This is a genomic window from Cupriavidus sp. P-10 (assembly GCF_003402535.2).
Classification (GTDB): Bacteria; Pseudomonadota; Gammaproteobacteria; order Burkholderiales; family Burkholderiaceae; genus Cupriavidus.
In genome coordinates, this window is the sequence record NZ_AP025171.1 from 2,704,745 (window position 1) to 2,717,162 (window position 12,418).

General features: G+C 64.3%; 13 protein-coding genes. 5 read left to right on the forward strand and 8 right to left on the reverse strand.

Annotation, left to right across the window (positions count from 1 at the left end; genetic code table 11):
* Positions 1 to 68: 68 nt before the first annotated feature.
* Positions 69 to 668: a 2-hydroxychromene-2-carboxylate isomerase gene (locus tag CTP10_RS29050; RefSeq protein WP_116318989.1), complete on the reverse strand. Its 600-nt coding sequence runs from the start codon at positions 666 to 668 to the stop codon at positions 69 to 71.
* A 185-nt stretch (positions 669 to 853) separates the two neighbouring features.
* Positions 854 to 1,918, reverse strand: a complete 1,065-nt coding sequence (locus tag CTP10_RS29055) for a VWA domain-containing protein (RefSeq protein WP_116318990.1) — start codon at positions 1,916 to 1,918, stop codon at positions 854 to 856.
* Positions 1,919 to 2,416: 498 nt separating this feature from the next.
* On the opposite strand from CTP10_RS29055, the gene CTP10_RS29060 reads away from it, so the two are divergent.
* Complete coding sequence (locus CTP10_RS29060; RefSeq protein WP_116318991.1) at positions 2,417 to 2,734, forward strand: hypothetical protein; 318 nt, start codon at positions 2,417 to 2,419, stop codon at positions 2,732 to 2,734.
* A gap of 57 nt (positions 2,735 to 2,791) precedes the next feature.
* Positions 2,792 to 3,043: a DUF1488 domain-containing protein gene (locus tag CTP10_RS29065; protein ID WP_116319304.1), complete on the forward strand. Its 252-nt coding sequence runs from the start codon at positions 2,792 to 2,794 to the stop codon at positions 3,041 to 3,043.
* Between the two features lie 108 nt (positions 3,044 to 3,151).
* Here CTP10_RS29065 and CTP10_RS29070 read toward each other — a convergent pair whose 3' ends face one another.
* Positions 3,152 to 3,442 carry an EF-hand domain-containing protein gene (locus CTP10_RS29070; RefSeq protein WP_116318992.1) on the reverse strand — a complete coding sequence of 97 codons (291 nt, stop codon included), beginning with the start codon at positions 3,440 to 3,442 and terminating at the stop codon, positions 3,152 to 3,154.
* A gap of 112 nt (positions 3,443 to 3,554) precedes the next feature.
* A complete protein-coding gene (locus CTP10_RS29075) occupies positions 3,555 to 3,857 on the reverse strand; it encodes a hypothetical protein (protein ID WP_116318993.1) in 303 nt (100 codons plus the stop codon).
* A gap of 262 nt (positions 3,858 to 4,119) precedes the next feature.
* On the opposite strand from CTP10_RS29075, the gene CTP10_RS29080 reads away from it, so the two are divergent.
* On the forward strand, positions 4,120 to 5,034 hold the full coding sequence (locus CTP10_RS29080) for a sterol desaturase family protein (RefSeq protein ID WP_116318994.1): 915 nt from the start codon (positions 4,120 to 4,122) through the stop codon (positions 5,032 to 5,034).
* Between the two features lie 124 nt (positions 5,035 to 5,158).
* Entirely contained in the window at positions 5,159 to 6,004 is an 846-nt protein-coding gene (locus CTP10_RS29085; protein WP_116318995.1) for a c-type cytochrome, read from the forward strand.
* A gap of 13 nt (positions 6,005 to 6,017) precedes the next feature.
* Here CTP10_RS29085 and CTP10_RS29090 read toward each other — a convergent pair whose 3' ends face one another.
* Positions 6,018 to 6,500: an SgcJ/EcaC family oxidoreductase gene (locus CTP10_RS29090; RefSeq protein WP_116318996.1), complete on the reverse strand. Its 483-nt coding sequence runs from the start codon at positions 6,498 to 6,500 to the stop codon at positions 6,018 to 6,020.
* 145 nt (positions 6,501 to 6,645) lie between these two features.
* Complete coding sequence (locus CTP10_RS29095) at positions 6,646 to 7,512, reverse strand: LysR family transcriptional regulator (protein ID WP_116318997.1); 867 nt, start codon at positions 7,510 to 7,512, stop codon at positions 6,646 to 6,648.
* Positions 7,513 to 7,661: 149 nt separating this feature from the next.
* Here CTP10_RS29095 and CTP10_RS29100 point away from each other — a divergent pair, with 149 nt between their 5' ends.
* Positions 7,662 to 8,984, forward strand: coding sequence for a DUF3422 family protein (locus CTP10_RS29100; protein WP_116318998.1), 1,323 nt, complete (start codon positions 7,662 to 7,664; stop codon positions 8,982 to 8,984).
* A 341-nt stretch (positions 8,985 to 9,325) separates the two neighbouring features.
* Here CTP10_RS29100 and CTP10_RS29105 read toward each other — a convergent pair whose 3' ends face one another.
* Both CTP10_RS29105 and ytfE read right to left on the reverse strand, forming a co-directional pair.
* Positions 9,326 to 11,614: a nitric-oxide reductase large subunit gene (locus CTP10_RS29105; protein ID WP_116319000.1), complete on the reverse strand. Its 2,289-nt coding sequence runs from the start codon at positions 11,612 to 11,614 to the stop codon at positions 9,326 to 9,328.
* A gap of 37 nt (positions 11,615 to 11,651) precedes the next feature.
* Complete coding sequence (gene ytfE / locus CTP10_RS29110; RefSeq protein WP_116319001.1) at positions 11,652 to 12,377, reverse strand: iron-sulfur cluster repair protein YtfE; 726 nt, start codon at positions 12,375 to 12,377, stop codon at positions 11,652 to 11,654.
* Positions 12,378 to 12,418 lie beyond the last annotated feature (41 nt).

Here is a 12,418-nt window from a genome sequence, read left to right on the forward strand (position 1 = left end):
AAATATTGCCTGCCCGACGGTAGGAGCCTAACCGCCGGAGCAGGCTGTGCAGGCTGTGTACCGCTGGCCTACGCAACGCGCGCAAGTTCGTCTTCCATGAAGTCCACTCGATCCTTCCCCCAGAACATCTCGTCTCCGACGAACATCATGGGTACGCCAAAGACGCCACGCTCGACGGCCGCGTCCGTGCTTTGCGCAAGCTCGGCACCGATTTCCTCGCTGGCGGCAACCTCTTCGAACCAGGCGAAGTCCACGCCGAGAGATTCCACGATCGGCCGCAGGCCGGCATACTCGACGATGCCGGCATCGCCACGCTCCCAGTACGCTTCCATCACGCGTTCGACGAACTCCAGCTCCAGGCCTTTGCGTCGCATCGCAAGCGAGCCGCGCAGAACCCTGCTCGACTTGATCGGAAACTGCCTGGGGATCTGGAACGGAAGATTGTACTTTTCCGCCCAGCGCATCAGGTCGCGCTTGCGGTAGCGGAGCTTCGCCTTCGGCTCCTTCATCAGCTCGTAGTCGCTGTTGCGGAAGACGTACCCCAGGTTGTAGGGATGCAGGACGAGTTCTGCGTGATGGCGCTCAAGGATCGGCTTGATCAGCTTGATGGCGAAGTAGGTGTTCGTGCTGCCGACATCCCAGTACAGGTCAACTCGTTTCTTGTCCATTTCGACTCCTGTTGAATGAAACAGTGTTCAGTCTATGGATGCGACGGTTGCCTGACTAATATGGAATGGCGATTCGGGTATATCGGAAAACTATTGGCGCGCGCCCATGGCAAGCCGGTGCCAAGGGCGCGCTGAACGGGCAGTCGCCGCGCAGCGGGTGCCGAACCGGGCGCCGGCGCTTCAGTTCACCGACGGAACCACAGCACCGACAGCCCGCACGCCACCACCAGCAGCAGGACCGAGGCCGCCGCCAGCAAGGCACTGATCTCGACTTCCCTGCGCTCGAGCGCGAAACGGGCGCTCAGCTGGCGGTACACCCGCGTCAGGTCCGCGGCCGAGCCAGCCTGGAAGTACTCGCCGTCAGTGAGAGTCGCGACCGCGCGCAAGGTGGGTTCATCCAGCTGCATGTGGTAAGACAGGCTCGACGCTGACAATCCCGCGTCCTGCGCCGTACCGAAGCCCACGGTATAGACGCGCAAGCCGCGCTGGGCAGCCATGCGCGCGGCGTCCAGAGGGTCCGGGCCGGTGGTGCGGCGACCATCGCTGAGCAGGATCACCGCACCGTGCCGGTAAGAGCCGGGCAACGCCGCCGGCCGCTCCCGGTCGCGCTTGCGGACCGCGTCCGCCGCGGCGGCTTCTGTCAGCGATCTGCCGCCCGGCCCGGGTGCGAGCGACTCGCCGCTGAAGAGGATCGCTTCCAGATCGATGCCATCGTCGGGGAACAACACCGCCAGCGCCTGGATCAGTCCGCTGCCTGTCGCCGTGCCGCGCTGGAGCTGGAAGCGATCGATCGCGTCGAGCATGTCCGCCCGGTTGTCGGTGGGGGGCAGCACCACGGTTGCCGTGGCGGCAAAAGAGACAATGCCCAGGCGCACGCTGGCCGGCAGCCCGACGATGAGATCCCGCGCAGCCTGCTGGGCGGCGCTGATCCGGGTGGGCGCGACGTCGGTCGCCTCCATGCTGCGGGAGGTATCCATGGCCAGCACCAGGGTGATGGTGTCGGACGGCAGCGTGATGGTCGCGGCGGGACGGGCGCAGGCCAGCAGGGCCGCGCCCAGCGCGAGCAGGAAGAGCAGCGGCGGAATGTGACGCCGCAGTCGTTGGCAACGACCCAGCGCGGCGCGTGGCAGCGCAAGACTGGCATACAACAGCGCAATTTTCTTGCGCCGCGCAATCAGGTACAGGTAAGCGGCTGCCAGCAGGGGGAGCAAGAGCAAAAGCCAGAGCATTTGCGGCCAGAGAAACTGCATGCCCTGCTCCTTGGCGCGTGGGTAGGACGATGGTTCTAGTGTAGTTTCGCCGGCGGACGAGACAGCGCAAGTGGGTGTTGGTGACGACCGCCGAGCCATTTGCCGCAACGCCGCACATTCCTCACGTATTGCGGGTGGCACCGGGCTCGCTGCCAGAGCGCCTTTTTCATGCGAACGTCATGAAAGTCATGTTGCTAGGGCTGCTGAGCGCGTATGCTGGGATTGCCACCTTGGCAAACAACCCACCAGGAGCAAGCCATGGCCAAGAGTCAACTACGCAGCACCCGCGAAGCGAAAAAGCCTAAGCAGCCCAAGAAGCCATCGGTCCCGGCAACCCCGTTCAGCACGGTTCACTCGAGGGTTGGGAACGAAGGTGCGGCCAAGAAGAAGTCATGAATCGGTTGGCCGCCGACACGCGGCACAGTGATCGCACGCATCGCACGCATCGCACGCAGGGAATCTCTCATTGAAAGCGCAGACCGCTTCGGGAGGCGCATCATGATCCACCACAACACGGACCCCACCTTTCGCGGGCTTCCACTCACCGCCGAGCAAGACTCGGAAATTCGCCACTACCTGAACAGGAAGGCCAGGCTGGGCAAGCCATGGAATACGCCTGAGTTGCGCGGGATGCTTGAGGACATGCTGCTGCCACCGAGTGCAGAGGACGACATCCAGAGCGACATCCCGCGGGACGCATTGGCCGCCGCCGAGCGCGCTGCAGCGTTCGTGGACCAGGACATGGAGCCAATCGAGGCGTATGAGGAATTACATGCCGCGATGGAAGCCGAGAGCATGAAAGGAGATACGCACTAGCGGGAGCGCTTCGCGCTGGTAGTGAGCGTAGCAACCCGCAGAACGCAGGACGACAACATGGCACTTAGTTTCCCCAACCCCAGCCGCAGCTATGACGAGGCCAGGCATGGCGTGTGGTTCTGGGGTTATGACAACGCACGCGAGATTACCTTTCTTGTGGAAGACCGCGTACTGAAGAATTTCGACTCCACCCTCGGTTCTGACGAAGCCGGGGCACTGGCCTCCTTCGACCGGCATCGCAACGAGATCCTGAAGATCGCCATGGCCCTCTATGCCGAGGGGCAGCAGACTATCTACACGCTGCACTAAGGCTGGCCGCCATTCCAGACCGCTCGATCGGATCCTGGATCTGCCGGTACGCGCGGCCATCCGGATCTGCCAGCCTGCACGGCTAGCTGGCAGATCCGCCAGCGTGGCTCAGCGCGACATCATCTGCCCCATAAAAGCCTCGATCTGCGGCATCGTCACGTAGCCACTTCGCTGCGCGTCGATCTGGTCAAAATGCTTCGCAACCATCGGCATGCCGGCGGCCGCCTGCTCGCGCGTCAGCTTGCCGTCGTGCGTGGTGTTTGCGCTGGCAAAGCGGCTTTGCAGTTGCTGCATCGCACGCTCCATGCGCGGGTTGGCTGCAGCAGGCATTTCTACGCTTTGCGCGAATGCACCAGCGGAAGCCAGGCACATGGCGAGCACTGCAATCATCTTCTTCATGATGTTTCTCCGTTTGCCGGCCCCTGCCGGCGTTGTGAATTCAGATCGGCTGCCGATCCAAGAATAAGGTGCACGGATACGCATACGGCACCCGTGCAGTGGTTTGGCAATATCACCGCACAAAGTAGACAGGGCGAGATGCGACGTAGACGGTACGCGGCAGCGGCGCGGCCCTCACGACCACCGTCGGCAGCGGCGCCGAGGCCACGACCACCTTCGGCGCGGGCTTGACGACCACCTTGGGCGGCGGCGCGACCACCACCGCCGACGGACGGACATACACGGTAGCCGGCGCGACCACCACGGTCGAGGCAAAGGCCTGGGTGCTTGCCAGCAGGATCAACGTACCGGCGGCTGCGCCAAGGACGCGGGGGAAGCGGGGGAAGCTGGAGAGGCGGGAGAAGCTCGAGGTCATCACAGGTCCTTCAGTTTCGGTTTCAGCCGGCCGGTGCAGCGCGGCAACGGACCGAACTATAGGTGCGAGGCACGCGAATTTCGACGTGGAAAACATGTCGCGGTATTACACGGCCGCGGCCTCGCGAGGCATGACATGTGGCGACATATTTCCCACATGGCGCTGGCCGCGATCGGCCACTACATTTGCCTCACCGACGCAGCAATGCCAGCTCCGACAAGCACGCAAAGCAAGGCGGCACCTCTCACCACACTGGACGATCATGCACAACCTCCACAAGATCACCCTCTTCGCCACGGTCTTCGTCGTGGCGATCTCACTGGTCGAGGCCTTCTTCCTGGCACGCAAGGCCCGCCAGCAAGGCAAGACCTACCCCTGGCATGAAATGGGGCTGTCGCTGGCCGACATGGTCGGGCGCAAGCTGATGGCACTGCTGCCGCTGTCGCTGGCCACGCCGATCTTCGCGTTTGCCTGGCAGCACCGCATCTTCACGGTCGAGATCAACAGCGCGCTGGCCGTGCTGCTGCTCTTCCTCGGACAAGAGTTCTGCTACTACTGGTACCACCGCGCCTCGCACCGTATCCGCTTCTTCTGGGCAACGCACGCGGTGCACCACTCGCCGAACGAACTGACGCTGGGCACCGCCTATCGCCTCGGCTGGACCGGCAAGATCGTCGGCGCCTCGATGTTCTTCGCCCCGCTGGTCTTCCTGGGTGTTCGTCCCGAAGTCGTGCTGGCTACGCTGAGCCTGAACCTGCTGTACCAGTTCTGGCTGCACACCACCTGGATCCCCAAGCTCGGCTGGTTCGAGAAAGTGTTCAACACCCCGTCGGCGCACCGCGTGCACCATGCCTCGAACGTGGATTACCTGGACGCCAACTACGGCGGCGTGCTGATCATCTTCGACCGCCTGTTCGGCACCTACGTGGAAGAGCGTGAAGACGAGCCGTGCCGCTACGGCCTGGTCCACCCGACCACCACGCAAAACCCGTTCGTCAACCAGTTCGAACACTGGATCGGCCTGGGCAAAGACATGATCAACGCTGGCAGCCTGCTGAATGCGATCGGCTACCTGCTGATGCCTCCGGGCTGGGCACCGGATGGCAAGGGCCAGACGACGGAAGTCCTGCGGCAGCAGCAAGCAATGGAGCGTGCTGTAGCGGTCAGCGCGAGGTAGACAGGCAGGGCGGAAGGAGAAGAAGCGGGCAGCGCAGGCTGCCCGCTTTTTTTATTACACTGAGCCCTCGGCCCGCATTTTGTACCCGAACTTCGACACGTTACCCGCTTCCGGAGAGACCCCCATGAAGGCCTGGATTGCAAAGTCAGTTGGAGCGCTTGGTTGTGCCATGGCATTTCTTGCGGGTCCGGCGAGCGGCGCCGAACCGGCTACGCTGGTCATTTCGGCCGGTACGCAACAACGCAGCTGGACAGTCGATGCGCTGCTAAAGGACCGTCGGCTGACCGACGTGACGGTCGACGACGACAACCTGAAGCGAAGGCTGACGTTCAGGGCGATTCCGGTGGCCTCCCTGCTGCGCGGCATGCCCGCGGAAGCCGGCGCGACCGCGACGACAGCGGCCAGCGATGGCTATGTCTCTCACCTGCCGCTCCGGATGTTGCTTGCCGATGGCGCCGACGCGCCGCGGGCCTGGCTGGCGATAGAGAATCCCGCGAAGCCGTGGCCGAAGCTCAAGGGCCAGGGTATCGGGCCGTTTCGCCTGATCTGGACGCTGCCATCGGGGCGCGCCGCGTCCGTGGTCAACGAGAGTCATTGGACCTACAACATCGTACGCATCGATATCACCGCATCGCCCGCGGAGCGCTTTGCGGCCATCCGGCCCGCCTCCGACCAGCCAGCCGATGGCCCCGTCATGCGCGGCTTCGCGACGTTCCAGCGCGTCTGCTTCTCCTGCCACTCGCTGAACAAGGTTGGCGATGCTCACCTTGGCCCGGATCTCAACGTACCGTACAGCGCGGTGGAGTACATGGGCGACGACAAGCTGGCCAGGCTTATCCGCGACCCGCAGTCACTGCGCTGGTGGCCCGGCGCGCGCATGCCGGCAATCGGCGAAAAGACGCTATCCGATGCTGACCTGAAGGACCTGCTGGCGTACCTGCATCATATGGCCGGGCGCAAGGGCTCCTGAAGCCAGGATTGCGTCAGGTTTTCTCCGGCATCGCCGACGAATGATGGCTTGTTATCAGCCATTGCGAACCAGTCCAGCGATAGGTGTACGTATAGCGAGCCTTAACGACGGCGCCCGTTCGTGCGAACGTGAAGGTATAGATGCCGGCATCCACCGCGTAATTGCAGCCCAGCTCAATATTGCGGAAGTCGATTTTTCCGGAGGGTCGGCTTTGCAGGAATTCTTTGAAATAGTCCAGCTTCTCGGCGGGGGTCAGGCGCGGCTTGTTGGATACCGTCGGCAGCAGGATCGACCGTTCCGCATAATTGGCCACCACCTTGTCGGGATCGCCTGTCTGCAGTGACTGGTTCCATCGATCAAACAGCGCGGCGATTTCCTGCTCTGAAGTCTGCTTGCAGGATTCCGTGCGGGATGCCTGTGGATTGGCCGGCGATCCCTGGTTCATGGCGCATCCGGCAAGTGTGAAGGCCAGGGCGGCAACGCAGGTCAGCTTCATGGCTAGCTCCTTGGATTTTTTGGTTAGAGCCAGAATGCACGCAATGCAGTATGGACTATCCCGCAGGGGTTAGCCATGTCTGCATCGTGCCGGCGCAGCGGAGACAATCCACCTGTTAAGCGACGCCTTAATTCATGCGACGGTGCTAAGCCTGCGCTGCTCCTGCCCGAAGGTCCGTCATGATCTGCTCGGCAAGGAAATCGCAGGGCGGACGCTTCGACTTCGCGCTCCGTGCAAGGATGAGTTCAAGCGGAGGCAGGTCGGGCAAGCCATGCGCCTGTCCCAGCACGGCCAACTGCTGTGGAATCGCGCATCGGGCCAGCGCCGCGACGGCCAGGCCAGCCTCGACCATGCTGAGCAAACCCAGCAGGCTCGGGCTTTCATACGAAGTTCGATGCGGAATCCGTGCCCGATCCAGGCTGCGGATCGCGTTCTCGCGCGCCACGCTCCCCGGCATGAACACGGCAATAGGCAACGGCCTGTCCTCCCAGACCTGCGGCCCGTTCGCCATGGCGGCCCACGCCATCGGCTCGTACCGGATGAAGTCGCCAGACAAGCCCTTCACGCGCGTGCCGCAGACCAGGTCGACCGTGCCGTCCTTGACCAGCGGTGCGAGCGCGCTGCTGGGCAGGCCGACTACCTGGATCTGCACTTTCGGATACGTCGTCGAGAACTTCTTCAACACCGAGGGCAGCAGCGATGACGCGTAGTCGTCGGGCACGCCGATCGCTACCTTACCCGTCACCTCGGGCCGTACGACCGCGGCCCAGGCTTCGTCGTGCAGGGCCAGCATGCGCCGTGCGAAGCCCAGCAGCACTTCACCCTCATGCGTCAGCACAATGCTGCGCGGCCGCCGCACGAACAAAGGCCGGCCAAGCGCCTCCTCAAGTGCCTTGATTTGCATGCTGACAGCGGACTGCGAGCGGTTCACCGCCTCTGCGGCCCGGGTCATGTTGCCGGTCTCGGCGACGGCGACGACCGTGGCGAGAACGTCGTGGTCGAGCATCTTCATAAGTATCAGGAAAACTGAACGCAACAATCAACATTATGCGTTTTTCTTCTTGAAATGGGCATGCGATATTTCGTCAGACAGCAACCAGAGACGTGGCCGCAACCTCGCGCCACGCCTAGACCGCGGGATTCCGGTACCGCCATCCGAGCATGGACAACAAAGCCGCTTCGTCACTCGTCGACCACCCGCTACGCGCCCCCCTGGCCGCTGAACTGCACGCCCGACCCTTTCTTCGGCTCAGCGGCAGCGTGTCATTGACCCACTATGCGATCTACTCGGATGAGGATCCTGCGATCCACGAGTCTCTCGTTCGCACCTTGTGCGAGCAGACAGGCATGCCGCTACCCATGGACGGCGTCACGCACTACGCCATGCAATCTCCGTTCGGCTGGCAGCTGAAGTGGGAGCGGCACACCGAGTTCTCCACCTTCACGTTCGTCAGTCCGCGCGACGACACCGACTACTTCAACGACCTCGCCATCCATGGTGTGCCGGCGGACTGGCTCAGCCTGCTGGCGGGCAAGCGGTTTCATGCGGTCCGCATGGAATTGCTGTCCGGGCATGCCGCGGCTGCCGTGAGCGCGGACTTGCGCCACTGGCTTGACGGGCCGATTCTCGTCGGCAGCGATGTGCTTGGCGGGGGCAAGGTCTATTGCGACTGGAATGTGCGGGCTGACGGCTACATGCGCATCCTTGCGATCGATGAGGACTTCCGCGAGGAACAGGGCGGCAGGCTGCTGCAGCGGCTCTACGAGATTGAGACGTACCGCATGATGGCCTTGCTTGCGCTGCCGGTCGCACGCAGCCTGGGCCGGGAGCTCGACGACATCCACGCGTCGCTCCAGGAACTGATGCGGGCCATGGACGCCCGTCGCGCCGGCGAGGACGATGCGGGACTGCTGGACAGGCTTACCGAACTGGCCGTGCGCGTGGAATCGCTGTCCGGGCACAGCGGGCGCTTCAGCGCTTCGCGTGCGTATGAGCGCATCGTCCTGGCGCGGATCCAGGAGTTGCGGGAACAGCGAATCGAAGGCATGCCGACGATCTCGGAGTTCATGGAGCGACGTTTCGGACCCGCCATGGAGACGTGCAGGAGCGTCTGGTCGCGCCACGAGCAGATCGCGGCACGGGTCGCGCGGGCGGTCGACCTGCTCCGCACCCGCGTCAACCTGACCCAGGAACGCGATGTCACCAGGCTGCTTGCCGGACTGGAGCGTACCGCGCGGAACCAGCTGCACCTGCAGCATGCCGTCGAGGGGCTGTCGGTTGCCGCGATCTCGTACTACGTGTTGTCCATCGCGGCAGCGGGGTTAAAGGCGCTGCATGTCGTAAAGCTACCCGTCGATCCCGAGCTCGCGGAAGGCCTGTTGATCCTTCCCGTGGTGCTGATCGTATTCGGGATCATCAAGCGCAGCCGGACCCAGAAATCCAACGAGAGCCATGTTCAGGCCATTTCAGCCGGCCGCGCGTAACAAGAGCCGTCATTCTGAAGCACTTCCTACCGTTAAACGCATATGAACTCCTTCATGGGCATCGACCCCTCACACATATCGTGGCCTGGCGCCACCCGGCAGTCGCCGCAGGCCGGGCCGCGTTCGATGAGCCAGGTCAGATCCGAGTCTCGCGCCCTCGCGCAAAGGACGCCGACAGAAGTGCTGACGGACAACTCAAACGATCGGCCGGACGTCGCGACGATCGCGGTGCTGGGCTACAACTAAAAAAAACGCCCGCCCGGAAACCGGGCGGGCAAGTACTGCCTCTCCTTACCTCTTACTGCTTCAATACTGTCGTTACTACCGCCGCGCTGCGCGCTTCAACGTGCAGCCGCCTTCATCCGTACAGCCGCCGCATCCGCCGCAGCCGGGGTACGGTTCGCCAGCCCCAGCACCACCTGCCAGGCAAACGACACCGCGCCGACGATAAACACCACGTCGCCGAACGTGCGCACCCAGCGCAGCGTCTGCAGGATTGGCTGCTGCATGAATGCCTCGCTGCGCGAATACCACGTGCCATGCTCGACGCTGGCCAGGAACTGGATGATGCCGATGGGCAGCAGGCTGGTGCCGATCATCAGCACCAGGCCGACGTTCAGGCCCCAGAAGGCGGTCTTCATCAGCGCCGGGCTGAGGCGGTAGGCCGGCCGTACATAGCGCAGCACCAGCAGCGTGAAGCCCAGCGCCAGGAAGCCATAGACCCCGAAGAGCGCCGCATGCGCGTGGACCGGCGTGGTGTTCTGGCCCTGGATGTAGTACAGCGCGATCGGCGGGTTGATCATGAAGCCGAAGACGCCGGCGCCCAGCATGTTCCAGAACGCCACCGCGACAAAGCACATCAGCGGCCACTTCAGGTCGGCCATCCACGGCGCGCGCTGCTTCAGGCTCCAGTTCTCCCAGGCCTCATGGCCCAGCACGATCAGCGGCACCACTTCCAGCGCGCTGAACGCGGCGCCGACCGCCATCACCGGCGTGGTGGTGCCGGCAAAGTACAGGTGGTGGAAGGTGCCGGGAATGCCGCCGAGCATGAACAGCGATGCCGAAGCCAGGCTGGCCGTGGTCGCCATCGGGCGCGACACCAGCCCCAGCGTGGCGAAGATGAAGGCCAGCGCGGTGGTGGCGAAGACCTCGAAGAAGCCCTCCACCCACAGGTGCACCACCCACCAGCGCCAGTACTCCATCACCGTCAGGCTGGTGCGCTCGCCGTAGGCCAGGCCCGCACCGTAGAACAGCCCGATCGCCACCACCGACGAGGTCAGCAGCGCCAGCAGGTTGCGGTCGGTGCCGCGCGCGCGCAGCGCCGGCAGGATGCCGCGCATCATCAGCACGAGCCAGATCAGGATGCCGGCGAACTTGCCGATCTGCCACAGCCGGCCCAGGTCGACATACTCATAGCCCTGGTGGCCCAGCCAGAAGTTCAGGTGCGGCGGCAGCTTCTGCGCGATCGCCAGGTAGTTGCCGGCGAACGACCCCACCACCACGACCACCAGCGCCCAGAACAGGACATCGACGCCGAGACGCTGGAACTTCGGGTCCTTGCCGCCGTTGATCAGCGGCGCCAGGAACAGGCCCGCGGCCAGGAAGCCGGTGGCGATCCAGAACAGCGCGCTCTGGATATGCCAGGTGCGCACCAGTGCGTACGGGAACCACTGCGACACGTCGACCCCGTAGAACTTCTGCCCCTCGACGGTGTAGTGCGCGGTAAAGCCGCCCAGGAACACCTGGAACACGAACAGCGCCACCACCAGGAACAGGTACTTGCCCAGCGCGCGCTGCGACGGGGTCAGCGCCACCGACAGCAGCGGGTCGCGCGCGGGCGCCTGCGGCGGCGTCTCTTCCTTGCCGCGCAGGAAGGCCCACGCCCAGACCAGGAAGCCGACACCAGCCAGCAGCACCACCACGCTGATCACCGACCACACCACGTTCTCGCTGGTCGGCTGGTTGCCGATCAGCGGTTCGTGCGGCCAGTTGTTGGTGTAGGTGGCCTCATGGCCGGGGCGCGCGGTGGACGCGGCCCAGGCGGTCCAGAAGAAGAAATGCGTCATCTGCTGGCGCCGCTCGGCGCTGGGCAGCGTGTTCTCCTTCATCGCGAAGTGCTCGCGCGTGGTATGCAGCGCCGGCGCGTCGGAGAAGAGCTGGTCGTAGTAGGCCGCGGTGTTGGCGATGGCCTGCGCGCGGCGGTTCGACACGGTCAGCACGTTGTTGGCCGGATCGGTGGCATTGCCGCGGTATTCCGTGCGCAATTGCTCGCGCAGCGCGGCCTGTTCGGGCGCGGCCAGCCTGTCGTACGGACGGCCGTACGCGTCCTGCGCCGCCAGCTCGAGCCACGCGGTCAGTTCGCGGTGCAGCCAGTCGGCGGTCCAGTCCGGCGCCTGGTAGGCGCCGTGGCCCCAGATCGAGCCGAGCTGCATGCCGCCCACCGATTGCCAGGCGGTCTGGCCGTCCAGGATCTCGTCGCCGGTGAACAGGGTGCGGCCTTCAGCCGTGACCACCTTGGCCGGTATTGGCGGGGCCTGCCGGTACACCTCGACGCCGTAGTAGCCGAGCAGGGAGAAAGTGACCGCCAGTACGGCGATCAGCAGGAACCAGAGTCTGCGGTAGGAACCCATGATGCGATGTCGTTGGTTGTGATGGCTGGTGCGCGGCTCAGGCGTGGCCCGCGCAGCCGCAACCGGTGGCGGGCGCTGCGGCGTCCACTGCGGACACGATGGCGCTCTCGAACAGCACGTTGTTTTCCAGGTGGATGTGCTCCATCAGGCCTTCGCGCAGCGCGCGCAGGCCCAGGTAGAGCGCGCGCCAGGTATTGCAGGCCGCGCGCGGCAGCGTGATGTCGTTGGTCAGCGTCGCCAGCCGCTGCAGGGCCACGCCGTGGTCGTCATGCTCCATGCGCATGACCGTGATCGGCCGGCCGGCGGCGGCGTGCATGCCGCGCGTCAGCATCGGGAACAGCACCTGCTCTTCCTTCTGCATATGGGTTTCCAGCTCGCCCAGCATTTCGGTCAGGTGGTCGGCCAGGCCCAGCGGACAATCGGGCCGGTCGCCGTGGACCTGCTCGACCCGGCGCGCCAGCCGGATCAGTTCGGGCAACTCCTCGCGGTGGCGGGCGTGGAAGCGCGTCAGGATGTGGTCGATCAACGCGGCCGGCGTCGCGGTATTCCAGTCCTGTCCGGCCGGTGCGGCGTCGTCGTGCAGGGCAAGAAGCCGGGCTTCGATACTGTCGATGGCGGTGGCATCGAGGCCCTTTTCCAGCGCGGCATCGCGCAGGGTCTGCTTGCCTCCGCAGCAGAAGTCGAGCGCATAGTCATGGAAGATGCGCGTTGCGCCGGGGATGCGGCGGGCCAGTTGGCCGAGCGATTGGTCCTGGAAGGTCATGAGGTGCTCCTGTGTGGAAAGTTGCGTCTGCATGACATAAC